The organism is Flavobacteriaceae bacterium (genome assembly GCA_003443635.1).
Classification (GTDB): domain Bacteria; phylum Bacteroidota; class Bacteroidia; order Flavobacteriales; family Flavobacteriaceae; genus AU392.
This window is the reverse complement of record CP031964.1, coordinates 844,158-870,527: the sequence shown is the minus strand read 5'-3', so window position 1 is coordinate 870,527 and position 26,370 is coordinate 844,158. Positions and strand designations below refer to the sequence as shown.

Here is a 26,370-nt window from a genome sequence, read left to right as displayed (position 1 = left end):
ATTAAATTACTTATATAATTTATTACAATTGATATCTCACTCTAAAAGTTATATATCGTGGTTGTATAAATGTTTCATTTACACTTACTGAAAATGCACTAGTCCCTGTATTCGTTCTAGATTCTGTATTTAGTAAATTAGTTGCTTTAACTTCATATTCCCATTTAGCATCTGCATTTTTCCTATAGGATAACGTAGCATTCCAAACGTCAAACGTATTAAGTGTACCGCTATCATCACTCACTCTATTATAATTATAATTAGTCCTAAACGTTAAAGCCTTAAAAATATAAGCATCAAATTCTATTGAAGGAGCATTAGTATAAAACTTTGTATTACGTCCTCCTTGATTATTATCCGAAATTGTATATCCATAACCTAACTGTACGTTAGGTGCTGTTCTAAAATTAGTACGCAGTTGTGCTGTATAATTTTGATTATAATTCTCATTTACTGAAGGTCTTCCTTGTATCAGTTGATTAAATTTAGAGTAACTAAAATTTCCTCGAATAGTTCCTCTTATTTTATTGAACGTACGTTGGTAACTCCCAAAAGCAGAAATCGTTTCGTTATCTAAAGTAGAATTAAATGGCGTTCGCGTTCTTACTACACTAGAGAAATCGGTTTGACTCTGTACTTGATCTATGCTTTTTCTATAAGTTATATTACCAAATACATTCGTATAGTTAAACAAATTAAAGCTAGAATAGTTTAAACTTACATTATGTGATAGGGCATTCTCTAATTCTGGGTTACCAATAAATAAAGAGTTAAAATTATTTAATACTATACCTCGAGCAAATTGATTTACATCATTAAATTGTGTTTGTACACGATAATTAAGTCGAAGGCTTTCACTTCTTTTAAATTGAATTCTCGCAGTGAAATCTGGTAATATTCTAAAGAAATCGTCGTCAAACTCTTCTCCAAATTGTTTATTATTCACATTATATGAATGCACTTTAAACCCTGGTGTTAAGGTAAAAATACCTGCTTTAACTTGATAATGTACTCCTAAATAAAGGTCTGTAAAGTTATACTCTATGTCATTAGAATCTAAACCATCATTAAATAAAGGTGTAGGGTTAAAAATAGGAGAGTTAGAAAATTCGCCTAAACGTTGAAATAAATTAGAATTAAAATCTTGTTGGCTAGAAATAACCCCTAAGGTTAAATTAATATTACTCTTATCGTTCAACACATTCCAATAATCTAATTTTGCATCTAATTGGTTTGTTTTAACACGACGTTCTTGAGAAATATTGTAATTATCTAACGTACGATCTAAACCTAAACCTTCTGCTGTATCATCAAATGCATCAGGACGATTATCAGGGTTTGGGTCATTCGGATCTCCATCATTATTTAATGCATTATTTTCTAACAATGCATTATAAAATGGATCTTCGTCTTGAATTAAATATTGTGCCGATAATGCAAAAATATTATTCTCATTATGTGTATAATAATAATTTAAACTTTGAGTAATACTAAAAGGGGTTTCATCTTGAGCTTCTAATGTATTACCTGTTACTGAAGAGAAAAAGTTTTGATCTACAGAATTTTTTGATGCTCTTCCTTGTATATCGTATTCTAATTGATTACTAAGGTTAGGCTTATATTTAGTACTAAATTTAAACAATCCAATATTTGAACGTTCTCTCTCACTATTTTCAGTATCCTCGTCTGGTGCTATATTATTATCTGTAAACACTGTAGAGCTATTTCGTTGTGTATCAACTCTACTACTCGAAAAAATGGCAAATCCACTATAATCCAAGGTCTTTTTAGGAGAATAACTAAAATTAACTGCTCCTAATTTTGTATTTACATCTAGTGCTCCATTATTTTGAGCAGCTAAAAACCCTATACTATTATTTCCTAAACTAATACTTGTACCACTATTAGCACTAGGAGCTCTGAATCCTCCTGAAAATCCAAAAATATCACGGCGTGTTAATGCAGCTTCACCTATATTATTAATATCACCAATAAAATTAATACTGTATTTAGGGCTATAATAAAATAATTTGGGTTGAAATAAATATAACTCACTTCCTTCTAAAATTGTACTACTAGCAGCTCCATTACTTCCATCTACATTTAAATCCCCAGATTGTCCCCCTCCAGCAGTAATATCTCCAAACCAAAAATTTTCTTTTCCTTCTTTTAACTTAATATTTAAAGCAACATTATCTGAATTATCTTGTACGCCTCTTAATTGCCCTACTTCTGCAAAGTTTTTTAAAACTTCAACTTTATCTACTGCATTTGATGGTATATTTTTAGTTCCCAGTTTGGTATCTCCATCAAAAAAATCTTTTCCATTCACCATTAATTTTGAAACAGCTTTACCTTCTACTTCTACTTCTCCAGCATCATTAACTTCGACACCAGGAAGGTTTTTTAATAAATCTCCTAACTTTCGATCTGTAGGTTTTTTAAATGAATCTGCATTATAAGTTATAGTATCACCGCTAATAGTTACTGGTATTTCATATACTAGTTCTATCTCATCTAATGAGTTGTCTTCATTTAAAACAAAATCTCTTTTAATATTTTCTTCTTTTGTGGTAAGAACTTCATCAATGGCTTTATAACCTATATAACTCACTTGAATTCTATAAGCTGTATTTTTTTCTAAATCTAACTTGTATTTCCCTTCTTCATTCGTAATTCCAAAAGATTCTAAAGCATTTGTTTCTTGATTGATTGCAATAACATTTGCTAATTCTAATGATACTCCTAAGCTGTCTTTTACAACACCTTCCATTTTAATTTGAGCAAAAGTAGTTCCTACTACTAATAGTAGAATAGTAGTTAATAGATGTTTCATTTGTGTTTTTTGATTAGTTCGTGTTTTGATTAGATTTATTAATTACCGCCTCGTCTGCCACCACCATTACCACCTCGGCCACGACCTCTAAAGTTCTCTCGTAATTCTATCATTTTTTTGTTTATAATTTCAGTATACTCTGTTTTAGTAACTTCTTTACCTTTAGATGGTACTTTAATTTCTTCTTTTTCTCCTGGGTTTATTACAATTTTAGAACACAAAATAGTTGTTCTATCCTCACTTACCTCTAAAATTAATCCTGGTAAACCCCAATATTCTCCTGGTCCTTGATTCACTGGGATTTGAGGCGTATACCATGCTGTAACTACAACTTCTCTTGATTTAACAAGCTCATCTTCTGATTTATCAGTCGCCGTCGAATCTTTTGCAGTCTCATTATTATTATTTCTACCACGTCTGAAAAAATTACCGAAATCTGCATCATCAACTTTTTTCACAGCTGTGGCTTTAAAAGCCAGGTATTGTCCTATTTGGCGCGATTCATTCTCCATTTTCCATTCTAGCTTTTTAAGATCATCTTTTATTAAGAATTGTTTTCCAAAAAATTCTTGTTCCTGAAGTAATTGCTCATCTTTTACGTTTTTATATTGATCTCCGCCTGTAAAACTACCTCCAAAACCTCCAAAACCTCTTCCGCCTCGCCCTCCAGCTGTAGGTGCTTGTAATTTTGCTTGTTCTTTATACATGGATTCCGTTTTATTAAAACGTAATGTGTACGTTTTTTCTAAGTTTCTTCGCATACGCTCAGCGAATTGTTTTTTTTGTTCTTCAGTTAGTTGCCTACCACCACGGCCACCTCCAATATTATCTAAATCTATAGTAGTTTTAGATTCGTAAGTTGCCACACCTTGGAAATCTTTTTGAGCATTACTTATATTGACAATAAATGCCAATAAAAATGTATATTTCAGTTTAGTAAGGGTTAATTTCATCACAATGAGTTTAGTTATAAATATGTAAAATTAAATCTTTTACACACGTTAGACTCTAAACACATTGTAAAGTTTAACTGTCAATAGTTAAAGTATTCTTAAAAATTAACCTCCTATTCGGATTACTTCTCTTACAACACCGTCTCTACTTCTAGACCTAAATTGTTCTTCTTGTTCTTTACGTTTTTTCTCCATAATTTTATCAAACTCAGCTTGGCTTACTTTTTTTCCTTTTTTAGGCTCTTTAATCTCTATTTTATTTTTAGGATTTAATACAATTTTACTACATATAGTTGTGGTTCTTCCGTCGTTAATCTCAAGTATTAACCCTGGGAGTCCGTGATAAATATTTGGTCCAGTACTTACTGGTATTTGTGGTGTGTACCAAGCAGTAATAGTTACTTCTTCTTCTCTTGTTTCTGGCTCTTTATTTTCTTTCTCTTCTTTATTTTTATCATTAGTGCTAAAACTAGTAAAACTACTCACGTTTACTGTTCTTGTAAATGTTTTAGTAGCTTTAAAGCAAGTATACTCTCCAATATTTTTCGTTTCTTTTTCTAATTTCCAATCATGCTCTTGAAGTTTATCTTTCACTAAAAACAATTTGCTATAAGATTCATTTGCACTAGTATATCTATTTTCTTTTGTGTTTTTATATAATACATCTCCTATTCCTCCACTAAAATTAATTGCTATATTAAAATTTCCGCTATTAGGTTGTGGTGCTGCCAATTTTTCTTCTTTCTTATAAATAGATTGTGTTTTATCAAATTCAAGTGTATACGTTTGTTGAGATCCTTTTTTTAACGCTGCCATTATTTTCTCTTGCATATCTGCAGAAAGTCCACTACCACCACTCCCTTTAAGCTGATCTTCATCAATATCTAATTTAGTAAGTGTTTTATAGGTTGCGACACCTTGAAAGTCTTGAATTGCATAAGCTTCAGTAACCATTAACACAATGGCGAACGTGAGTAATTTAATTAACGTTTTCATAATTAGTTGTTTTTATTATTTTTTATTTAAATAGTTTATCGCTTGTTTCTTTATTTCTTTTACATCACTAATAAATTTCTCAATATTATTTGAATTTCCATCAACTGTTATCGAAACTTTTTCTGAAAACTCTAAATCATTCCGTTTTGACTTTTTTTCTTTAAAAACAATTTTAAATTCAACTGGAGTATTCTCTTTTAAGTCTTTAAATAATGATTGCATACCATTAATTTCCATTTTTCGCAGATCTTCTACAACATCTACTTTTAATTCTATTTTTAAGTTTTCCAAATATGTTTCGCTTTCATTCACCTTTTGAGCGAAACTCAAAATTGAAATCATCAGCATTAATAAAGTAATGGTTATTCTCATAAAATTGTTTGTTTTTTGATTTTTACATCACAAAGATGATAATGATTAATCAATTTAAAAGTTAACTAGTGTTAACTAGTGTTAAGCGATTAGTTTTAATACATTTTAACATTTACTTTTGATTTATGAACGATGTGAAATACAGGTGGATTTTATATACTATTGTTTTTGTAATCCTCGGTACTATTAGCATACAAGTATATTGGAATTATAAAAATTATCTCATTAATAAGCAACAGTTTATTAATGATGTACAAATAAGTCTTGATAATGCTGTAGATAGTTATTATGAGAATTTAGCTAAAAAAAATACTATTGGATTTAGTATAAATTCTAAATATGGAGATAGCAACAAAAAAAGAGATAAAGCACTTGACAGTATTTTAAAAAAAATAAAAATTGATTCTATAAATAATTCATTTTGCTGTCTCGATTCTATAAATAAAAACTCTATTAAAAATATATCTATTTATAGAGGTATCAAAACGGATTCTTTTTTAAGAGATAATAAAAACAAGCACGAGTTCTGGAAATCTTCATCTCAAAACAATAGAGTCAGAGCTATTAACAATCCTAATGATACTATTTTATTAAAAAACGTAGAATTTTTAACAACTCAAATTGTTCTTTCAATCTCTAATGATTCTATTAATTTAAGTCAAATGGATTCACTTTTTATTGATGAATTACATCGAAAAAATATAACTATAAGTCACGGCTTGTCATTTGAAGAAAATTATAAGACCCCTCAACATCTCAATAAAGCGAATATTGAAAATTCAACACTGAGTACATCATCAAAATCTGTTTTCTTGCCTAAAAATGGAGTGTTAAATGCTCATTTCTCTAATGAAACTAAAATTATTTTAAAACGAATTTTATCAGGTATTTTAATTTCTACACTACTTATTTTAGCTGTTATAAGTTGTCTGTTCTATTTATTACGAATTATAAAACATCAAAAGCAATTAGCCGAGGTTAAAAATGATTTCATAAGTAACATTACCCACGAATTCAAAACTCCTATTGCTACTATTGGTGTTGCTTTAGAAAGTATTAAGGATTTTAATATTATAGATAATAAAGAGAAGACAAAAAACTATTTAGATATGTCTGGCAGGCAGCTATCTAAATTAAATATAATGGTCGAAAAACTACTTGAGACCGCTACATTAGATAGTGAAAACCTAAATTTGAATAAAGAAGAAATAAATATTACCGATTTGTTAAATCTAATTATTAATAAGCATCGTATGCAGACAAAAGAGAAGACTGTCTCTTTTACTACATCTTCAGACACCTTAATGGCTAAGGTAGATGCTTTTCATTTTGAGAATGCAATTAATAATATAGTTGACAATGCTATTAAATATGGAGGAGATGTAATTTCAGTAGATTTAAAACAAACAACTATCGCCTTTACAGTTATTATTTCTGATAATGGCGGTAAGTTAACAAAAACTGATGCAGCGCACATTTTTGATAAATTTTATCGTATCCCAAAAGGAAATACACATGATATAAAAGGATTTGGCATAGGTTTATATTACGCTAAAAAGATTGTTGAAAAACATGGAGGTGCTATTCATTTAGATATAGAAAATTCTTTAACTACTTTTAAACTGTCATTCCCAAATGCATAAGCCTACCACTATATTGTTAGCAGAAGATGAACCAGCATTAGGGTTGATCATTAAAGAAAGTTTAGAGACACGCAATTTTAAAGTTTTACTCTGTGAGAATGGTGAAATTGCTTTTAACACCTATAAAAAGGAGCAACCCGAACTATTAGTATTAGATGTAATGATGCCTAAAAAAGATGGTTTTACATTAGCAAAAGAAATTCGTATAGAAAATGATGTGATCCCTATTATATTTCTTACTGCTAAATCACAAACACAGGACGTGGTTGAAGGGTTTACAATTGGTGGTAACGATTATTTAAAGAAGCCTTTTAGTATGGAAGAGCTTATTGTTCGAATTCATAATTTACTAGATCGAACAAAACAACAAAAATCATCAAAAATTCTAAAGTTTGGAAGTTTTACATTCGATTTTCCAAAACAAACACTTCAATATAAGACTGAAAATGAACATCAACTTACTCATCGTGAAGCACATTTATTATTTCATTTAATAAAAAATAAAAATGAAGTTTTAGATCGCACTCTAATTTTAAATAAACTTTGGGGTAATGATGATTTTTTCAATGCGAGAAGCATGGACGTTTTTATTACAAAACTTCGAAAAAAACTTGCAAAAGACAATTCGATACAAATTGTAAACGTTAGAGGGTTCGGATATAAGTTAATCTGTTAAAAGTGGATTGATTTTTGTATTTTTCAACCCACTATGCATCTCATTAAATACATAATTTTATTTTTATCCATTTCTATTTTTGCTCAGCAAGAAATAGATACTAAGTTCATAAAAAAAACACCTTTATATGCCAGTTTATTGGTGAAGTTTGATGATTTCGGAGCATTGTTCTACACTCAAGAAAATACTTTTGTTAAAAGTCAGAATTCTAAAAACACAACCTACAGTAATGTACAGCTGGGTGAGATAACTTCTGCAAATGCATATAATTCTTTAAAAATTAATGTTTTTTATAAAGATTTCAATACAGTAGTAGTTTTAGATAATCGCTTAGCCGAAATTACCCGAATAGATTTTAATATACTATCTCCATTTAGGAACGTTACTCATGTATCTACCGGAAATGATAATACCGTATGGTTATTTGATCAAGGTACTCAGCAATTAGAGCTTTATGATTATAAAAATAATAATACTCGTGTTCAGCCATTACAACCTATCGAAGGTGAGGTTTTAGATTTAAAAAGCAACTATAATTTCTGTTGGCTACTTACTAAAAATCATATTTATACCTATAGTTATTTTGGCAGTTTAGTAACTAAAGAGGGCAATATGGGATATACTAATATTGCAGAAAGCAACGAAAATTTAATTTTACTTAAAGACAATCGTCTTTTTTTAAAATTAAAAAATGATACTGAAATCAGGCCTATTAAATTACCTGAATTGTTGATAAATCAGTTTTTTGTAACCAATGAAACCTTGTATATTTACGACAATGAATATCTTCATCAATATCAATTACTAATTAATTAATATTATGCACGTTGCAATCGCTGGAAATATTGGCGCAGGAAAAACTACGCTTACAAAATTACTTGCAAAACATTATAAATGGGAAGCTCATTTAGAAGATGTAGTGGACAATCCGTATTTAGATGATTTTTACAATCAAATGGAACGTTGGAGCTTTAATTTGCAAGTATATTTTTTAAATAGCAGATTTCGTCAAGTATTACAAATACGTGAGAGTGGAAAAGACATTATTCAAGATCGTACCATATATGAAGATGCTCATATTTTTGCACCCAATTTACACGCAATGGGTTTGATGACCAATCGTGATTTCGAAAATTACAAATCGTTATTCGATCTTATGGAATCTTTAGTTAAAGGCCCAGATTTATTAATTTACTTAAGAAGCTCTATTCCAAATTTAGTGTCTCAAATTCATAAACGCGGTCGAGAATACGAAAACACTATAAGTATCGATTATTTAAGCAGGCTGAATGAGCGTTACGAAGCTTGGATTCATGGTTACGACAAAGGGAAATTACTTATTATAGATGTTGACGATTTAAATTTTGTAGATAATCCCGAAGATTTAGGCACTGTTATTAATACTATAGATGCTGAAATAAATGGTTTATTTTAAAACTAAATTCTTCTAATTCATTCTTAAAATAATTATGATTTCACCTAAAAGATATTTCTGTTTACTTTTCTTTCTCGCAATAGCTTTAAATGTAACTGCACAAAAACATCAAAGAAGATATGATGCTATTGATGTTTTAAATTATAAATTTAATATTTTACTTTCCGATACAACTAACGAAATTGAAGGTATAGCAGAGATTAAAATTAAGTTTAAAAAAGTCATAACAAATTTTCAGTTAGATCTTGTTAAAAAAGAAGCAACAAATACAGGGATGCAAGTTGTAACTACATCTGAAAACGAAAACACTATATCACATACACATGCAAACGGAAAGTTAGTTTTTTCTATAAGCGAAACTGCCCCTAACGAAATTAGAACTTATAAAATTACTTATAAAGGAGTTCCTGCAGACGGATTAATTATCTCAAAAAATAAGCATAATGAACGTACTTTTTTTGGTGATAATTGGCCTGATCGTGGGCAGAATTGGCTTCCAATTGTAGACCATCCATCTGATAAAGCAACAGTAGAGTGGATTATTACTGCGCCTTCTCATTATCAAACTATTGGTAACGGTATAAAAGTTGAAGAAACCAATATCTCAGACACACAAACTTTATCAAGATGGAAAATGGTAGACCCTATACCAACAAAAGTTATGGTGATTGGAGCTGCTCGCTTTGCAGTAGAGAATTTGGGTGAGATTAATAATACTCCTATTTCAACTTGGGTATATCCTCAAGATCGAGATAATGGTTTTAGTGATTACGCTTTAGCTTCTCCTATTATGGATTATTTTGTGAGTCATATTGGTGATTATCCGTTTAAAAAATTAGCCAACGTACAATCTAAAACACGTTTTGGTGGAATGGAAAATGCAGGAAATATTTTTTATACCGAAAGCAGTGTAACTGGAACTGGTAGTAGTGAAGCTTTAATTGCGCACGAAATTGCTCATCAATGGTTTGGTAATTCGGCATCCGAAGCCAATTGGCATCACATATGGCTAAGTGAAGGGTTTGCCACCTATTTCACTAACTTGTTTTTTGAGCATAAATACGGTCGTGATGTATTTGTTGAAAGAGAAAAAACACAGCGAAAAGCCATTATTAATTTCGCTAATCAATCTCTCGTTCCCACGATAAATACCAAAATAGAAAATTATATGCAACTTCTTAATCGCAATTCATATGAAAAAGGAGGTTGGACATTACATATGCTTCGTAAAGAGTTAGGAGATATTATTTTCTGGGAAGGTATTCGTAGCTACTACAATACTTTTAAATATGGAAATGCATTATCTGAAGATTTACAAAAAGTTATGGAATCTGTATCAGGAAAATCACTTGATGTATTTTTTAAACAATGGTTATATCAAACAGGGCATCCAAAATTACAGGTAAATTGGACTGCTACTAACACAAATGTAAAATTAAATATAAATCAAGTACAGCCTCAATCGGATTTTGATTTCCCATTAGATGTCAGACTTTATCATACTGATGGATCTTCATCGATAGCGACATTGTCTATAACTCAAAAATCACAAGAGACAAACTTAACCATCAATAAGGCTGTTGAGTCTATTGAGTTAGATCCAAACACATGGTTATTATTCGAACTAATGTCGTTAAACAAAAAATAAAACAATCCCCATAAATAGAATTAAATGTATAAAAAACTAGTATTTTCAATAGCTCTATGTATAGGGTTTTCTTTTATTACTTACGCTCAATGTGAAGTTTGTGAAGAAAACAAAGATGCATTAACGTTTTGCTATCAAAACAATAACTTTAATGAATATTGTGCCACTTTTACAGACGGCGCTTCTACATTTTTATTATCTAAAGGAAAAAAAAGTAAAACGATTGATTTAACTTCAAAAGCAACTCTAAAAGATTTAATTGCTATAAGTGAAAATAAAAAAGCAAAGATTTCTGCTACAGACATCTTATTTATTCAAGAAGCTTTAAAAGTTTGGCGATTAGAAAGTTGGAATTTAGGTCATATCTACACTGAATCTGGATTAGGCATCAAAACTTTAACTATAGGTTCTGGAGCATTACCTAAAAAAGGGCAACGTGTAAAAGTACATTATTCTGGTTTTTTAGAAAACGGTGAAAAATTTGATAGTTCTGTAGATCGCAACGAACCTTTTGAGTTTAATCTTGGTAAAGGAGAAGTGATAAAAGCTTGGGATGAGGCTATACAAAAACTTACTGTTGGTAGTAAAGCACTTATTAAAGTACCATCAAAATTAGGCTATGGGCGTCGAGGCGCTGGAAGAGGAGTCATTCCTCCAAATGCAACTTTATTTTTTGAAATTGAAGTACTAGGAACAAAATAAATTTAAATTTTACAGAGTATTTAAAATAAAAAAGAGTCGTAATATATACGACTCTTTTTTATTGAATTTATAGAGAAAAGAAAGTTAATGCTCTTTCTTCACTTCTTCTTTAATTCTTTGAAACTTGTTTCTAGTATTTTCAGCTGAAGTTTGTTTTTTCATCATTTCAATCTTAGCTTCCACCTCTTCTTTAGATCCTTCAAAAATTTTCTCCTCAGTAACAATATCTCCATTTTCAGTTGTTGTTGCAGTTACAATTGCTTTAATATTTTCTCCATTTGTTGAATTCATTTCAACGTTAATCTCTTTTTTAATTTCGTTTGATGCATAAGCTGTCTCTCCTTCTTCATGTCCTCCTAAAATTGGAGCAATTACCAATCCAATCAAACATGTTAATTTAATTAAGATATTCATTGATGGTCCAGATGTATCTTTAAATGGATCTCCAACTGTATCTCCTGTTACAGCAGCTTTATGAGCTTCAGAACCTTTATAGGTCATTTCACCATTGATCTCTACACCAGCTTCAAATGATTTTTTAGCATTATCCCAAGCACCACCAGCATTATTTTGAAAGATAGCCCATAATACTCCACTAACAGTAACTCCAGCCATATAACCTCCTAACATTTCAGCAATAGCCAAATTATCCATACCAAAAGCTAATGGTACGAAAGCAATTATTAACGGGAATCCAATAGTTAATAATCCAGGCAACATCATCTCTTTAAGCGATGCTTTTGTAGAAATTGCTACACATTTATCGTATTCTGGCTTTCCAGTACCTTCCATAATACCAGCAATCTCTTTAAACTGACGGCGTACTTCGTATACCATTTCCATAGCAGCTTTACCTACAGCATTCATAGCCAAGGCTGAAAATACTACAGGTACCATCCCTCCAACAAATAACATTGCTAAAACTGGTGCCTTAAAGATGTTAATTCCGTCAATTCCTGTAAAGGTTACATATGCTGCGAATAGTGCTAACGATGTTAATGCTGCTGAAGCAATTGCAAATCCTTTCCCTGTTGCTGCTGTTGTATTCCCTACCGAATCTAAAATATCTGTACGCTCTCTCACTATTGGTTCTTGCTCACTCATTTCTGCAATACCACCTGCATTATCAGAAATTGGTCCAAAAGCATCAATAGCTAATTGCATTGCTGTAGTTGCCATCATTGCCGATGCCGCTAATGCTACACCATAAAATCCTGCAAAAGCGTATGATGCCCATATAGCACCAGCAAATAAAAGTACCGATGGGAATGTAGAAATCATTCCTGTTGCTAGACCAGCGATAATATTTGTTCCTGCTCCTGTACTTGATTTTTGTACGATTTGCAAAATTGGTTTTTTACCTAATCCTGTATAATATTCTGTTACAGACGAAATCACTGCACCTACTACTAAACCAACTATCGTTGCTGCAAATACACGCATTGATGATATTTCTTGTAATCCTTCTCCAAAAAATTCCATATTCATTGTTTCAGGTAACATCCATGTACATAACCCGAAACATGCGGCTGCCACTAAAATAATAGAAGTAATATTCCCTTTATTTAAAGCACCCATGACTTGAGCTTCTTTAGCATCATTACTACTAATTTTCACAAGCATTGTTCCTATAATAGAAATAATAATACCAGCACCTGCTATAGCCATTGGTAATAAAATTGGGCCTATCCCTCCAAATGCATCAGAGATCGAACCACCCATGTCTTTAATTACATAATTACCTAATACCATAGCTGCTAATACTGTTGCTACATACGATCCAAACAAATCGGCTCCCATACCTGCAACATCTCCTACATTATCTCCTACATTATCAGCAATTGTAGCTGGGTTACGAGGATCATCTTCTGGAATACCTGCTTCTACTTTACCTACTAAATCGGCTCCTACATCTGCAGCTTTAGTATAAATACCACCTCCAACACGTGCAAATAATGCGATAGACTCAGCACCTAATGAGAATCCCGCTAGAGTTTCTAACACAACAGTCATGTCCATTGTATTTGTCCATTCACCTCCCATAAAAAAGTGAAAGAAAAAGATAAAAAATGCAGTTAAACCTAATACTGCTAGACCAGCAACACCAAGTCCCATAACCGTACCTCCACCAAATGATATTTTAAGTGCATTTGGTAAGCTTGTACGAGCTGCCTGTGTAGTTCTTACATTAGTTTTAGTTGCTATTTTCATTCCTATGTTTCCTGCAAAAGCAGAAAATATTGCTCCTAAAATAAATGCTACTACAATAAGAATATGTGTGGTAGGAACAATAAATGAAACTATAGTTAATAAAATACTTACTATAATTACAAATATGGTTAACAATTTATATTCTGCATTTAAAAATGCTAAAGCGCCTTCATAAATGTGGTCTGAGATCTCTTTCATTTTGCCATCCCCAGCATCTTGTTTCATTACCCATTTTTGTTTAATTATCATATAAATTAAACCTAAAGCCGCCAATATAATTGGCACATAAATCATCATTGATTCCATACTATTTTTCTGTTTGATTATTTTTTTGCTGCGCTAATGTAACAAAATCAAACAGAAATAAAAAACCTCTTAATTTTCATTAAGAGGCCTATCTAACTTAAAGTGAGTTTATTTACTAAATCGTAAAATCTCCTCTTGTTTTGTATTCGCTATTTTCATAACGATCAACACACTTGTTTAAAATATCGTAAGCTTCTTTAGCATCTCCCCAACCACCAACGTCTACTTTCTTTTTTTCCAGATCTTTATACACTTGAAAGAAATGAGTGATTTCTTTTTTTCTGTGTGGGTTTAAATCTGTAATATCATTATAACTATTCCAAATAGGATCGGTAACCGGTACGCAAATTAGTTTTTCGTCTGGTCCTTTTTCATCTGCCATATGGAATACCCCTATTGGTTTTACTTCCATCACACACATCGGAAATGTTGGCTCTGTACCCATTACTAAAACATCTAATGGATCGCCATCCAAAGCTAAAGTTTCTGGGATAAATCCGTAATCACCAGGATACATCATTGAAGAAAACAACATACGATCAAAGCGTATTTTATTTAATTCAAAATCATATTCATACTTATTTCGACTCCCTTTTGGGATTTCTATTAATACATCAAATGTTTGTTGCCCTTGTGGACTCATATGTTCTATTTTTTTGTGGCTGCAAAGATACAGAAGTGTTTAAGTTTAGACAACTAAAACAAACTTGAGTTTATAACAAAAAATATTCGCTTCATTTAACAATTATTCAGCATAATTAAAACAATAGTTAGCTTAAAATAGCAGCAAGTAAAAACAATTAACAATCTACTTCAATTATAAATAATTTATTAGATTTGAGAATGTATATATTAAGTGGGTGTATATACACCAGTAAACATATCCTTACTTAGGTACAACTCACAGGAAACAAAGTCAATTATGAAAATACATTTAAAAATATTTATTTCTATTGTTCTAATTCTTTTCACTACGAATCAAATTATAGCACAGGATGTTACTGAAGCTCATAAAGATTCATTAGAAATTGTAGTCAAAAAATATTACGACTTAAACCTTAAAACATTTCAGGCGAACTCAACAATAAAAGATATCGATAGGATTTTTGAAATTTTTACTGACAAATTTACCTATATTCATCCAAAATATGGAGGAATTTATACTCGGGAAGATTTGTACAATGGCTATGTTCGAAATCAAAAAAATGGAGCATATAATGGAGAAATCACGGGTATTAAAATACAAAATAAAATTATTGGACTCAATGTCGTCGTCGTTGAAAGAATCTATATAATAAAAAAGGGAGAAGAAATTGAGGAAGAAGAGTCACAAGTGACTCTTTTTGAGTTTGAAAAAGGAAAAATATCTAGAATTTTTGAATATTGGTAGCTGAGTAAAAAAAGTACTTAACACGGCAATAAGTAATAGCGGTTTAATTGATAAAATGAAGATAAAAACATAAAACAAAGGTCAGTGCAAAACTGAAAAATTCATCAGTAGAAATCTGCTACTACTCACCAAGACTGTTAGCAACAAGCTCGAAAAAACGAACTGGGAAATGAAATTTAGAAAAGCAACCAAAAACGATATTGCCAAAATTGTAGAAATGATTGCAGATGATGAACTCGGAAAAACAAGAGAAAATTATCAAATACCTTTGCCGATTGAATATCTTGTCGCATTCGAAAATATAGATTCTGACCAAAATCAGGAATTAATTGTTGTAGAAAACAAAAATTCTGAAATTATAGGCACTATGCAATTGTCATTTATTCAATATCTGACTTATCGTGGCGGAATTCGAGCACAAATAGAAGCGGTAAGAATCAGAAAAGACAAAAGAGGACTTGGAATTGGAAAGACAATGTTTGAATGGGCAATTGACAGAGCAAAAGAACGGAATGCCCATTTACTACAATTAACGACTGATAAAAAGCGACCGAAAGCAATTAAATTCTATGAAGATATAGGGTTTAATTCAACTCATGAAGGAATGAAAATGCATTTTAAATAAAAAAACTGGTTACAACAATGCATGACTACAAACATTAGTGAAATGAACAAATTAGATTATAGTATTTCATTGAGAGAAAAAGGTTTTGCATCAAACGAAATAAGAAAAAGGCTAAAAGAGGAAGGTCTAGAAGAATCTCAAATTCAGTATTATTTAAAAAAATCTGATGAAATCTTTTTAAATCAGTTAATTCATAATAAAAAATCTAAGTCTATTGGAAAAACCAAAAAAAGTGTAACAATTATAGCTCTAATATTTAGCCTAATACTTTTGTTTAGTGTATTTTTTGGTTATGCAGGGATAGGTTTATTTGGATTATTTATTATATGGAGTATAATTGGATATAGCTCATTCAGGAAATAAAGAAAGAAAATTAAAACAGTGGTTAGCAACGTTTATAAGCAATTGCTAGAGTCTTATAAATATTTAATTCGAAAATTCTCCGAATTCCCTTAAGACCACTTCCTCTTTCCTATTTTGACTACAAAGAGCAACTAATCATAATACAATCACATTAAAAGAACTCTTCAGTTTTTCATATAATTTATTATTTCTCTAACTGTTAAAATAACTTTCTCTAATATGAATTTTAGTATCTTGTAGCCTCTTAATTTTTAATTGACTAATACGATCATGAGACTTATTTTATTTTTATTTCTATCACTGTTTTTATCTTCAAACCTCAGCGCTCAAAAAAAATCTTGGCAAGGCAAGTTCGAACCTATAGATAATATGATTACGCCTGTTAACAGCTATCGCTCTGCCAGTGGTGCCCCAGGAAAAGATTATTGGCAACAACGTGCAGATTACACGATTAAAGCCAGTTTAGATGAAAAAAATAATATCCTTACAGGTACAGAAACTATTGCCTATTACAATAATTCTCCTGATGATTTGAGTTACTTATGGATTCAGTTAGATCAAAATGTTAATCGTAAAGAAAACGAAGGATTTAGCGAAACTTTGGGAGGTATTAGAGATGGTATGGATACCAGACATATGCAAATTTTAACACGAGCAATCGATTTTCCTGCTGGATATACCATTAAATCTGTAAAAGACGCTTCGGGAGAAAGCATCACTTCTTTAGTGAATAATACCATGATGAAACTGCAATTAAAATCGCCCTTAAAATCTGGTGAATCTATCTCTTTTTCTATTGATTGGTCTTACCATATTACTGATAGAAGTTTGTTTAGGTTATCCAGAGAAGGCTATGAGTATTTCCCAGAAGATGATAATACCGTATATTTAATAGCGCATTGGTTTCCACGAATGGCAGCCTATACAGATACAGAGGGATGGCAAAATAAACAGTTTCAAAAGTTAGGTGAATTTGCTTTAGAGTTTGGAGATTACAATGTAGAGATTACGGTTCCTGAAGATCATATTGTAGCCTCAACTGGAGCATTGCAAAACAGTAATGCTGTGCTTACCAAAGAACAAATAAAACGTATGAATAAGGCACGCACTTCGTATGATAAGCCTGTGTTAATTGTAACTCCTGAAGAAGCTAAAGCAAACGAAAAGAAAAAAACTACGAAAACAAAAACCTGGAAGTTTAACGCCACTAACGTAAGAGATTTTGCATTTGCATCGTCTCGTAAGTTTATTTGGGATGCACAAGCGGTAAAATTATCAGAAAGTACAGTTATGGCGATGTCTTTTTATCCAAAAGAAGGCTTACCAGTATGGTCTGAAGAATCTACAAAAGCAGTTGCTGCTGCTTTAGAGGTATATTCTGAATCTACTTTTGATTATCCTTACCCTGTAGCTATTTCTGTAAATACTTCTAATATCGGGATGGAGTTTCCTATGATTAGTTTTAACGGAGGGCGTGCTACAAACGGAAAAATGTCTAACAATGCTAAAGCAGGAATGATAGGAACTATTATTCACGAAGTGGGTCACAATTGGTTTCCTATGATTGTGAGTTCTGACGAACGTCAGTGGATGTGGATGGACGAAGGATTAAACACCTTTTTACATCAAAGAACAGTAGCAGAGAAATATCCTGATTTTAATCATACAACACCAAAAAGCATCGTGCCTTATATGGGTGGTGATACTGATATTATGCGACCAATAATGACCTCTTCGGATAGTGAAAGTTTATTCCGAATAGGTGCTAATTTTTATCAAAAACCAACTGTAGGGTTGCAAATGCTGAGAAATTCAATTGTTGGGAAAGAATTATTTGATCAGGCATTTAAAGAATATGCAAACCGTTGGAAATACAAACACCCGAATCCGGCAGATTTATTCAGAACATTAGAAGATGCTACTGCTGTAGATTTAGATTGGTTTTTTAGAGGTTGGTTTTTTACAACAGACCATGTTGATATTGAATTAGCTAATGTAAAATGGTTTACTGTAAAAAAAGAAGTGAATATTGAAGACAAAACAGAAAGTGTAGCCGTTAAAGCTTCTGAAGAAAATTCAGGAAATAAGGCTAAAGATTTTTCTAGCGGTCCTGAAGTAATTACCATGAACAATGCTTCTGATGCAAGTTATGGGCAATTTTTATCTCGAATTGATAATACCGAATTACGCAAACAGTTATTAGATAAGAACATTTATGAACTTACTATTAAAAATGTTGGAGGGCTTGTAATGCCTGTTACTATTGAGTGGATTTACACGGACGGTACTAAAGAAATTGATAGATTACCAGCTACAATTTGGAGATTAAATGAAAATGAGATCAAGAAAACATTTATAAAAGCAAAACAGGTTAAAGAAGTAAACTTAGACCCTAATTTTGAATTTGCAGATACAGATATGAATAACAATTCGTTTCCTAAAGTTGAAACAAAATCACAGTTTGATCAGTTTAAAGATAAAAATTAAAGAGACTTCCACTTTCGTGGAAAAATGAATATGAATTTAAAAGATAAAAATCCAGCACTCCTACTTATAGATATGCAAAAGGGTTTTGATGACGAAGCATATTGGGGTGGTAACAGAAATAATAAAGATGCTGAAAAAAAATCTAAAGACATTCTTGATACGTGGAGAGCTTTAAAACTCCCTGTTTTTCATATTATCCATAGTTCTCAAGATCCAAAATCTTTATTGCATCATACGCATCCAGGGCATGAAATGAAAGAAGATCTAAAACCAATAAACGACGAGCCACTGATTATAAAAAATGTAAATAGTGCGTTTATTGGTACCGATTTAAAATCACAGCTAGAAACTCAAAATATATCTACATTAGTAATTGTCGGGTTAACTACGAACCATTGTATCTCTACAACAACCAGAATGGCAGGGAATTTTGGTTTTGAAACCATTTTAATTTCTGATGCTACTGCTACATTCGACAGAATTGGTGTTAATGGTGAAGTGTATAGTGCAGACATTATTCATAATACTACTTTAGCAAATCTTAGAGAAGAGTTTGCAGAAATTATGAATAGTGAAGAATTAATAGCTTCAATATAAATGCAAAAATTAGCATTACATTATAACGAACTACTTAAAGGAAGTTTTGAATTAAGAAAACTAAACTTCCTTTTTGTATTTCAAGTAAACTGTCCTGGTTGCTTTTTATATGGTATTCCGTTAGTAAATAAACTCTATAAAGAATTTAATAAGGATATTTCTTTTTTAGGTCTCTCTACTGCTTTTGAAGATTTTAACTATAATACTACTGAAAATACTCACTTATTAATTGAAAAAAATGAAGTTATAGGGCACACAAAAAAAGCGTTACAGCAAGAAGGGTTTGACACCTATCCTTTTTCAATAGATTTCCCTATTGCGATGGATAAAAAAATAGAGAATGATGCCGATATTAAAAACGCAGTACATCATGTTTGCTCTATAAATCTCAATTACGATTCATTTTCAGATTCAGATAAATCACTTTTTAAAGATCATGTAGCAAATTATTTGAATAATTTAGAAGTTATCTCAATGACGTTTACTTTAAATCAATTAAAAGGTACGCCTAGTATGATCTTGTTTAATGATAATCACGAGGTTTTGTATCATAAATTTGGGCACATAAGATTTGAAGAAATTCAAAATCAATTGAAAATTTTTATAGAAAAAGCTAAATGATTTTCTTTTTTTAAGAGACGTTAGAAATGGAACCCAAAAGTACCTGTAACACCAAATCGTCTAGCTCCTGGATTATCAAGATAATTTCCTCTAAAATTAAAATCTAACCTAAAGATTTTAAAAATATTACCTACTCCTAAACTATATTCCCAATAAATTTCGTCATCTGGTGCCTGTAAAAGAATACTATTAGGGTTACTTGTTGTACTTAATGCAATATTTTCATCCGAAAGTTCTCCCCATACTCCACGAATACTAACTATTTCTCTCAGGTTTAATTTTCGTAAAAATGGAATCCTAGAAAATAAGCGTCCGTTAAAATTATGCTCTAAATGTAGTGATGTATAAGTATCTGTTACAAACTCATAAAAATCGAGTTGTGAGAACGTATTATATATAGAAAATAAAGATTGATTTCCTGGTACAACACTTAACAACCCTAAAGGCACTTCTCCAAAGGTCTTACCTGCTTCTAAAGATGAAGTTAAGCGTCCAAAACCACCTAGCTGCCAAGGTTGAGTATATGAAAACTGAACTTTTGTAAAATCAAAATCACTATTTAATATGCTTTTATCGCCACGACTAACTTGTGCAAATAATCTTGAAAAACCATCATTTGCATCTAATCGTTCTACTCCAAAACCTGTGGTCTTCCTTCCTGGAAAATAAAAAAGTGATAATGAGGTTTCATATTGCTTTACCTCAGAAGAAATTCCTGTTGGAGAATCTGGGTCATTATAATCTAAACTAAAAGTAGGTGATGCAGATTCTAAAGTTCTATAACTTCCTCCCAACCTCACAATAAAATTCCGAAATGGCTCTGCTTCTATAGCTAATGTAGATAAGTTTATATTTGTTAATCTATCGTTAGCACCTGTACTCACAATAGATGAAGATGCTAAATTACGCCCTAAAACATCTGTAGATGTTGTTAAACTTGCTCCTATCTGCTCTACATCTCGACGATTACCTCCAGAAATAATAAGCCTGCTCTTTTTATCGAGCAGCCATTTTCCTGAAATTCCGTATTTAAATTTATTATCTCTAAAACCATAAGCTGTAAACCCTTCTAAACGCCATAAATCGTTGCTTCCAAAATAAGTTCGTGCCCCAGCTCTTAAACGAAACCCTTCAACTTCATTAAATCCAACGGTAGAAAAAATAGGACCATAATCTAAATTTAAAGAAGGAAATTCGATATATCCGGATGCTAAAATACTTCCTAAGTTATAAAGACGTTTAAACTTTTTTACCGTTTTCAAGGTATCTAACATCTTATAAACCCCTTTCTCATCATTATTCAACTTCTCTAATCTATTTGCTTCCCAAAATTCATCACCTCTATGATATACATCTTTATCGTATTCATAAACTACCTTGTCATAAAACTTAGGGTTTTCTAATTCTTTATCAAATTGATAATTATCATATAGCGTAGTTCGTTTACCATAGATTCCTCGAGATTTTTCTTTTTTACTTAATGCAAAATCCGAAAGCATATAATCTCGTTTTATTAAAAACAGTGAATCGTTTAAAACTTCGTATTCCTGCTCTATATAAATCTCTTTAACCCAGTTTATGTTTGCGCTTTTTGTAGCCTGTAAATTAATTTCTTTTATAGCATATGTAGAATCGTTAACCCAAAAATCGCCTTTAAACGTCAACTCGTTTTTTCGTCGCGGATAGTAAATAATATTATAGCACCATTTATCATCAATATAAGTACTATCTGAAAGCACATAATTATAAGTATTAATCCCTGTACGAGATAATGGACTTACAAAACTCTTATCGAAAAACTTTAAATAATTGTCATAAACATTAAAATCTGCATACAGGTCATCAACAAAATCAATAATAATTTGATCATCACTAAATCCAGAATTTTTATTTCCTTTTATGACTTCCTTTTCTTTATTAAGTATATTGTCTCCAAAAACTTCCGAAGCTGCTTCATTAATAAACATCGGCAAATATGTTTTTCCTGTAACACTAGAAGTATCAACTTGATCGAATACAAACTCCATTCCTCTAAACAAACGGCTTTTTATTAAAGCACTATCAATAGTATTCAGGTCAAATTCTACTTTTTCATATTTATCGTATTGATATTGTTTAAACTGCTTTAGTCCGTTTTTACGCTTATTCGCCCAAATCTTTCGCAAGATATCTATTGCTGGATTATTTTTTTTAGGCTGTTTTCCAGATACAATAACAACTTGATTTAACTGTGCAACATCTTCCTTAAGTGTGAATTTCAAATCATAACTTATCCTTTTTTCAAGAGCAACTTCTAAAGTTTGATATCCTACAAAAGAAATTTTCACCTCTTTCCAGTTTTTATCAGATTCTAAATAAAACCTACCATTTTCATTGGTTGTAGTCCCTATAATAGAGCCTTTAAATATAACATTTGCAAAAGCAACAGGTTCATTATTTTCATCAAATACATGTCCGCTAATTTTTGTTTGCGAAAAAGTGATGCCGGTTATTAAAATAAATAAATAGAGTAATTTATATTTCATCTATATACACTTATCATTTTACATGCCACAATTTAGATTTAATAAATAATTTTAGTGTTCTCACTAATAATCCTTAGATTTTGACATATTATAAATTCATAAAAAAACTTCATCGACATAGTGATGAAGTTTTTATAACGTAAAAAATTATTTTTTATTTATACATTACTTTTTTTACAGCTTTTATCACATCATTACTGTTTGGCAACCACTCTGCAAGTAATACTGGTGAGAATGGAGCTGGAGTATCTGCTGTATTAATTTTTACTATTGGCGCATCCAAATAATCAAAAGCTTGTGCTTGTACCTGATAAGTAATTTCTGTAGCTACATTACCAAATGGCCATGCTTCTTCTAAAATTACCAATCGATTAGTCTTTTTAACTGAATTTAAAATGGCATCATGATCCATTGGGCGGACTGTACGCAAATCTATAATTTCACAAGAAATACCTTCTTTTTCCAGTTCATCTGCTGCTTTATATGCTTCTTTTATAATCTTACCGAAAGAAGCAATAGTTACATCAGTACCTTCACGTTTTACATCTGCAACACCAATTGGTATCACATACTCTCCTTCTGGCACTTCTCCTTTATCTCCATACATTTGCTCACTCTCCATAAAAATTACCGGATCGTCATCACGTATTGCAGATTTTAATAAACCTTTAGCATCATATACATTTGATGGCACCACAACTTTAAGTCCTGGTGTATTAGCAAACCAACTCTCAAATGCTTGCGAGTGTGTTGCAGCTAGCTGTCCTGCAGAAGCTGTAGGCCCTCTAAATACTATTGGACATTTAAATTGCCCGCCAGACATTTGTCTGATCTTTGCTGCATTATTTATAATTTGATCGATTCCTACCAATGAAAAATTAAAAGTCATAAATTCAACAATAGGTCTATTTCCCGTCATTGTAGATCCTACAGCTATCCCAGCAAAACCAAGTTCGGCAATAGGAGTATCAATCACTCGTTTAGGGCCAAACTCATCCAACATCCCTTTTGAAGCTTTATAAGCACCATTATACTCTGCAACTTCTTCTCCCATTAAAAAAATACTCTCATCTCTTCGCATCTCTTCACTCATGGCCTCACAAACTGCTTCCCTAAACTGAATTGTCTTCATTTAATTTATTTTTTATAAATAATGTTTTATATACAATAGAGAGCAAAAATAGTAATTATTGTATTACTATTCTCGAAACTATTTCTTAAAAATATTTATTATGCACGCATAGCAAATATTTGGAATTTTATGTACCTTTGCAGCCTTAAAAAACAATGTTTTACGAAATTAAAATTATGACTTTCCTTAAAGGTTATTTTGTAATGGCAATTACGTCTAAACATAAACTATATAAAATTTTAAAATAGATGAAAATATTAGTGTGCATAAGTCATGTTCCTGATACGACTTCAAAGATTAATTTTACTGAAGGCGATACAAAATTTGACACCAATGGTGTGCAATTTGTAATAAATCCTAATGATGAATTTGGATTAACAAGAGCAATGTGGTTTAAAGAGAAGCAAGGAGCATCAGTAGATGTCGTAAATGTTGGAGGGCCAGAAACTGAGCCTACTTTAAGAAAAGCTTTAGCTATTGGTGCTGATTCTGCAATTCGTGTTAATGCAATCGCTACAGATGGTATTTTTGTAGCAAAGCAATTAGCCAGTGTTATCGAAAACGGTGGTTACGATTTAGTAATTGCTGGTCGTGAATCTATAGATTATAATGGCGGAATGGTACCTGGAATGATTGCTGGGTTAACAGGTGCTAATTTTGTTAATACTTGTATTAATTTAGAGGTAGATGGTACAAATGCTACTGCAACTAGAGAGATTGACGGTGGTAAAGAAACTGTAACTACAAGTTTACCTTTAATTATTGGAGGGCAAAAAGGTTTGGTTGAAGAAAGTGATTTACGTATTCCTAATATGAGAGGAATTATGATGGCTCGTAAAAAACCATTAACTGTAGTTGAACCAACTTCAGGAGAAGCCCAAACTAAAGATGTTACCTTTCAAAAACCTGCAGAAAAAGGTTCTGTTAAGCTTGTAGATGCAGATAATATAGATGAATTAGTGAGTTTACTTCATAATGAAGCTAAAGTCATCTAATTTAAAATCAAAAAAATACAAATAAAATCAAACAAGTCCTGAATTAAATTCAGGGTGACAAATAAAAAAATATGTCCGTTTTAGTATATACAGAATCAGAACAAGGTGCTTTTAAAAAAGTAGCTTTTGAAGTTGCATCTTACGCCAAAGCTGTAGCTAATCAATTAGATACAACAGTAACAGCCATTACTATAAATGCGAGTGACTCATCTGAGTTAAAAGCCTACGGTGTAGATAAAGTTTTAAATGCAACTAATGCACAGTTAGATGGATTTAACGCAAAAGCTTATGCTAGTGCCATCCAACAAGCTGCACAACAAGAAAATGCAACTGTGGTAATTTTAAGCTCTAGTGCAAATAGCAAATACCTTTCACCTTTAGTAGCTGTAGGATTAAATGCAGGTTTTGCTTCAAACGTAGTAGAAGTACCTTCAAGTACAGCTCCATTTACAGTAAAGCGTACTACATTTACAAACAAAGCATTTAGCAATACTGAGATTACTTCAGATGTAAAAGTTATTGGATTATCAAAAAATGCTTTTGGTTTAGTTGAAAATTCGGCAAGCGCTATTAATGAATCATTTTCTCCTTCATTTGGAGATAACGATTTTAATATTAACGTCCAATCTGTAGATAAGGCTACAGATAAAGTAACAATAGCTGATGCAGAAATTGTTGTTTCTGGTGGACGTGGATTAAAAGGCCCTGAAAACTGGGGAATGGTTGAAGAATTAGCAGAAGTTTTAGGTGCAGCTACAGCTTGCTCTAAACCCGTTTCAGATTTAGGATGGAGACCACATAGTGAACACGTAGGACAAACTGGTAAGCCAGTAGCATCTAATTTATATATTGCAATTGGAATTTCTGGAGCAATCCAACATTTAGCAGGAATTAACTCTTCTAAAGTAAAAGTTGTCGTAAATTCAGATCCTGAAGCACCTTTCTTTAAAGCTGCAGATTACGGTGTAGTTGGAGATGCTTTTGAAGTAGTTCCTAAATTAATAGAAAAACTAAAAGAATTTAAAGCACAAAACGCTTAAATTTATTAAATTGTAAACATCACAAAAGATCGTTTAGATAAGGTTAACTGATTTATAAAATTCAATCAACTAACCAATTAATCATTTTATCTAATAATTCATATTAAATTTAAATTAATGGGTAATAGGTTTGGTAAAGTCCTAATTTAAACGGTTTTTTGCTATATAAATATGAGTTTAGTTCGTCTTAACATAAAAGGTATATCTTATAGTCAAACGCAAAATGGTGCCTATGCATTGATTCTGAATGAGGTAGATGGTGATCGAAAATTACCTATCGTTATTGGAGCATTTGAAGCCCAATCTATTGCTATTGCTTTAGAAAAAGAAATAAAACCTCCCAGACCACTTACTCACGATTTATTTAAAAATTTTTCTGATCGTTTTGATATAACTATAAAGCAAGTTATTATTCATAAGCTTGTAGATGGCGTTTTTTATTCAAGCTTAATCTGTGAACGAGATTCTACTGAAGAAATTATAGATGCACGTACAAGTGATGCCATTGCTTTAGCTTTACGCTTTAAAGCACCAATATTTACTTACAAAAACATACTTGATAAAGCTGGCATTTATTTAAAGGTAAATCCTGAAGATGAAAGTTCTGTTGAAAAAGACAATATCTTAGTTGATGAAGTTTTAGCAGAAGAATTGGAAAGTAAATCCATTCAAACATTTAAAGAGAAATCTTTAGAAGAGCTTCACGATATGCTAGATAAAGCTGTTGCAAACGAAGATTACGAAACTGCAGCAAGAATAAGGGATGAAATTTCTAAACGAGGATAAGTTTATCCGCTCTTAACTTACAGTCATTTAT

At 31.4% G+C, this 26,370-nt stretch carries 23 protein-coding genes; 15 read left to right on the top strand and 8 right to left on the bottom strand.

Going from position 1 to position 26,370, the window contains the following annotated elements:
* Positions 1-22: 22 nt before the first annotated feature.
* The 4 genes from D1817_03770 to D1817_03755 form a co-directional block, all read right to left on the bottom strand.
* Positions 23-2,836 (bottom strand): TonB-dependent receptor, encoded by a 2,814-nt coding sequence (locus D1817_03770; GenBank protein ID AXT19014.1) that lies wholly within the window; start codon positions 2,834-2,836, stop codon positions 23-25.
* A 38-nt stretch (positions 2,837-2,874) separates the two neighbouring features.
* Complete coding sequence (locus D1817_03765; GenBank protein AXT19013.1) at positions 2,875-3,789, bottom strand: GLPGLI family protein; 915 nt, start codon at positions 3,787-3,789, stop codon at positions 2,875-2,877.
* A 105-nt stretch (positions 3,790-3,894) separates the two neighbouring features.
* Positions 3,895-4,785: a GLPGLI family protein gene (locus D1817_03760; protein ID AXT19012.1), complete on the bottom strand. Its 891-nt coding sequence runs from the start codon at positions 4,783-4,785 to the stop codon at positions 3,895-3,897.
* A 15-nt stretch (positions 4,786-4,800) separates the two neighbouring features.
* Positions 4,801-5,157, bottom strand: coding sequence for a hypothetical protein (locus D1817_03755; protein ID AXT19011.1), 357 nt, complete (start codon positions 5,155-5,157; stop codon positions 4,801-4,803).
* Positions 5,158-5,282: 125 nt separating this feature from the next.
* Between D1817_03755 and D1817_03750 the strand changes: the two genes are divergently transcribed.
* From D1817_03750 to D1817_03725, 6 genes are read left to right on the top strand one after another with little or no spacing between them, the layout of a single operon-like run.
* Entirely contained in the window at positions 5,283-6,800 is a 1,518-nt protein-coding gene (locus D1817_03750; GenBank protein ID AXT19010.1) for a sensor histidine kinase, read from the top strand.
* A complete protein-coding gene (locus tag D1817_03745) occupies positions 6,793-7,476 on the top strand; it encodes a DNA-binding response regulator (protein AXT19009.1) in 684 nt (227 codons plus the stop codon). The genes D1817_03750 and D1817_03745 overlap by 8 nt, the downstream gene beginning before the upstream one ends.
* Before the next feature lie 33 nt (positions 7,477-7,509).
* A complete protein-coding gene (locus tag D1817_03740) occupies positions 7,510-8,292 on the top strand; it encodes a hypothetical protein (GenBank protein ID AXT19008.1) in 783 nt (260 codons plus the stop codon).
* Between the two features lie 4 nt (positions 8,293-8,296).
* Positions 8,297-8,911: a deoxynucleoside kinase gene (locus tag D1817_03735; GenBank protein ID AXT19007.1), complete on the top strand. Its 615-nt coding sequence runs from the start codon at positions 8,297-8,299 to the stop codon at positions 8,909-8,911.
* A 34-nt stretch (positions 8,912-8,945) separates the two neighbouring features.
* Positions 8,946-10,559, top strand: a complete 1,614-nt coding sequence (locus tag D1817_03730; protein ID AXT19006.1) for a M1 family peptidase — start codon at positions 8,946-8,948, stop codon at positions 10,557-10,559.
* Between the two features lie 24 nt (positions 10,560-10,583).
* Entirely contained in the window at positions 10,584-11,261 is a 678-nt protein-coding gene (locus tag D1817_03725) for an FKBP-type peptidyl-prolyl cis-trans isomerase (protein ID AXT19005.1), read from the top strand.
* 84 nt (positions 11,262-11,345) lie between these two features.
* On the opposite strand, the gene D1817_03720 is transcribed toward D1817_03725, so the two are convergent.
* Together D1817_03720 and D1817_03715 are read right to left on the bottom strand one after the other, a co-directional pair.
* Positions 11,346-13,778, bottom strand: coding sequence for a sodium-translocating pyrophosphatase (locus D1817_03720; protein ID AXT19004.1), 2,433 nt, complete (start codon positions 13,776-13,778; stop codon positions 11,346-11,348).
* Positions 13,779-13,893: 115 nt separating this feature from the next.
* Positions 13,894-14,421 carry an inorganic diphosphatase gene (locus D1817_03715; protein AXT19003.1) on the bottom strand — a complete coding sequence of 176 codons (528 nt, stop codon included), beginning with the start codon at positions 14,419-14,421 and terminating at the stop codon, positions 13,894-13,896.
* A 279-nt stretch (positions 14,422-14,700) separates the two neighbouring features.
* Here D1817_03715 and D1817_03710 point away from each other — a divergent pair, with 279 nt between their 5' ends.
* The 6 genes from D1817_03710 to D1817_03685 all read left to right on the top strand — a co-directional run bounded on the left by D1817_03710 (position 14,701) and on the right by D1817_03685 (position 19,861).
* A complete protein-coding gene (locus D1817_03710; protein AXT19002.1) occupies positions 14,701-15,168 on the top strand; it encodes a nuclear transport factor 2 family protein in 468 nt (155 codons plus the stop codon).
* A gap of 169 nt (positions 15,169-15,337) precedes the next feature.
* The gene (locus tag D1817_03705; protein ID AXT19001.1) at positions 15,338-15,793 is read left to right on the top strand and encodes a GNAT family N-acetyltransferase; all 456 of its coding nucleotides are present in this window, start codon (positions 15,338-15,340) and stop codon (positions 15,791-15,793) included.
* A 21-nt stretch (positions 15,794-15,814) separates the two neighbouring features.
* Complete coding sequence (locus tag D1817_03700; GenBank protein AXT19000.1) at positions 15,815-16,156, top strand: hypothetical protein; 342 nt, start codon at positions 15,815-15,817, stop codon at positions 16,154-16,156.
* A 267-nt stretch (positions 16,157-16,423) separates the two neighbouring features.
* Positions 16,424-18,643, top strand: a complete 2,220-nt coding sequence (locus D1817_03695) for a M1 family peptidase (protein AXT21220.1) — start codon at positions 16,424-16,426, stop codon at positions 18,641-18,643.
* Between the two features lie 30 nt (positions 18,644-18,673).
* A complete protein-coding gene (locus D1817_03690) occupies positions 18,674-19,240 on the top strand; it encodes a cysteine hydrolase (GenBank protein AXT18999.1) in 567 nt (188 codons plus the stop codon).
* A complete protein-coding gene (locus D1817_03685) occupies positions 19,241-19,861 on the top strand; it encodes a hypothetical protein (protein AXT18998.1) in 621 nt (206 codons plus the stop codon). It begins immediately after the preceding gene.
* Positions 19,862-19,881: 20 nt separating this feature from the next.
* Here the strand turns inward: D1817_03685 and D1817_03680 are convergent, their stop codons facing one another.
* Positions 19,882-22,386, bottom strand: a complete 2,505-nt coding sequence (locus D1817_03680; GenBank protein AXT18997.1) for a carboxypeptidase-like regulatory domain-containing protein — start codon at positions 22,384-22,386, stop codon at positions 19,882-19,884.
* Positions 22,387-22,540: 154 nt separating this feature from the next.
* Complete coding sequence (locus D1817_03675) at positions 22,541-23,518, bottom strand: pyruvate dehydrogenase complex E1 component subunit beta (GenBank protein ID AXT18996.1); 978 nt, start codon at positions 23,516-23,518, stop codon at positions 22,541-22,543.
* Positions 23,519-23,766: 248 nt separating this feature from the next.
* Here D1817_03675 and D1817_03670 point away from each other — a divergent pair, with 248 nt between their 5' ends.
* From D1817_03670 to D1817_03660, 3 genes are all read left to right on the top strand, one after another.
* Complete coding sequence (locus tag D1817_03670; GenBank protein ID AXT18995.1) at positions 23,767-24,513, top strand: electron transfer flavoprotein beta subunit/FixA family protein; 747 nt, start codon at positions 23,767-23,769, stop codon at positions 24,511-24,513.
* Between the two features lie 71 nt (positions 24,514-24,584).
* On the top strand, positions 24,585-25,553 hold the full coding sequence (locus tag D1817_03665; protein ID AXT18994.1) for an electron transfer flavoprotein subunit alpha/FixB family protein: 969 nt from the start codon (positions 24,585-24,587) through the stop codon (positions 25,551-25,553).
* A gap of 171 nt (positions 25,554-25,724) precedes the next feature.
* On the top strand, positions 25,725-26,339 hold the full coding sequence (locus D1817_03660) for a hypothetical protein (protein AXT18993.1): 615 nt from the start codon (positions 25,725-25,727) through the stop codon (positions 26,337-26,339).
* Positions 26,340-26,370 lie beyond the last annotated feature (31 nt).

Coding starts and splice junctions, on each gene's coding strand:
- D1817_03770 (AXT19014.1), bottom strand. CDS start 2,836: ATGAAACATCTATTAACTACTATTCTACTATTAGTAGTAGGAACTACT.
- D1817_03765 (AXT19013.1), bottom strand. CDS start 3,789: ATGAAATTAACCCTTACTAAACTGAAATATACATTTTTATTGGCATTT.
- D1817_03760 (AXT19012.1), bottom strand. CDS start 4,785: ATGAAAACGTTAATTAAATTACTCACGTTCGCCATTGTGTTAATGGTT.
- D1817_03755 (AXT19011.1), bottom strand. CDS start 5,157: ATGAGAATAACCATTACTTTATTAATGCTGATGATTTCAATTTTGAGT.
- D1817_03750 (AXT19010.1), top strand. CDS start 5,283: ATGAACGATGTGAAATACAGGTGGATTTTATATACTATTGTTTTTGTA.
- D1817_03745 (AXT19009.1), top strand. CDS start 6,793: ATGCATAAGCCTACCACTATATTGTTAGCAGAAGATGAACCAGCATTA.
- D1817_03740 (AXT19008.1), top strand. CDS start 7,510: ATGCATCTCATTAAATACATAATTTTATTTTTATCCATTTCTATTTTT.
- D1817_03735 (AXT19007.1), top strand. CDS start 8,297: ATGCACGTTGCAATCGCTGGAAATATTGGCGCAGGAAAAACTACGCTT.
- D1817_03730 (AXT19006.1), top strand. CDS start 8,946: ATGATTTCACCTAAAAGATATTTCTGTTTACTTTTCTTTCTCGCAATA.
- D1817_03725 (AXT19005.1), top strand. CDS start 10,584: ATGTATAAAAAACTAGTATTTTCAATAGCTCTATGTATAGGGTTTTCT.
- D1817_03720 (AXT19004.1), bottom strand. CDS start 13,778: ATGGAATCAATGATGATTTATGTGCCAATTATATTGGCGGCTTTAGGT.
- D1817_03715 (AXT19003.1), bottom strand. CDS start 14,421: ATGAGTCCACAAGGGCAACAAACATTTGATGTATTAATAGAAATCCCA.
- D1817_03710 (AXT19002.1), top strand. CDS start 14,701: ATGAAAATACATTTAAAAATATTTATTTCTATTGTTCTAATTCTTTTC.
- D1817_03705 (AXT19001.1), top strand. CDS start 15,338: ATGAAATTTAGAAAAGCAACCAAAAACGATATTGCCAAAATTGTAGAA.
- D1817_03700 (AXT19000.1), top strand. CDS start 15,815: ATGACTACAAACATTAGTGAAATGAACAAATTAGATTATAGTATTTCA.
- D1817_03690 (AXT18999.1), top strand. CDS start 18,674: ATGAATTTAAAAGATAAAAATCCAGCACTCCTACTTATAGATATGCAA.
- D1817_03685 (AXT18998.1), top strand. CDS start 19,241: ATGCAAAAATTAGCATTACATTATAACGAACTACTTAAAGGAAGTTTT.
- D1817_03680 (AXT18997.1), bottom strand. CDS start 22,386: ATGAAATATAAATTACTCTATTTATTTATTTTAATAACCGGCATCACT.
- D1817_03675 (AXT18996.1), bottom strand. CDS start 23,518: ATGAAGACAATTCAGTTTAGGGAAGCAGTTTGTGAGGCCATGAGTGAA.
- D1817_03670 (AXT18995.1), top strand. CDS start 23,767: ATGAAAATATTAGTGTGCATAAGTCATGTTCCTGATACGACTTCAAAG.
- D1817_03665 (AXT18994.1), top strand. CDS start 24,585: ATGTCCGTTTTAGTATATACAGAATCAGAACAAGGTGCTTTTAAAAAA.
- D1817_03660 (AXT18993.1), top strand. CDS start 25,725: ATGAGTTTAGTTCGTCTTAACATAAAAGGTATATCTTATAGTCAAACG.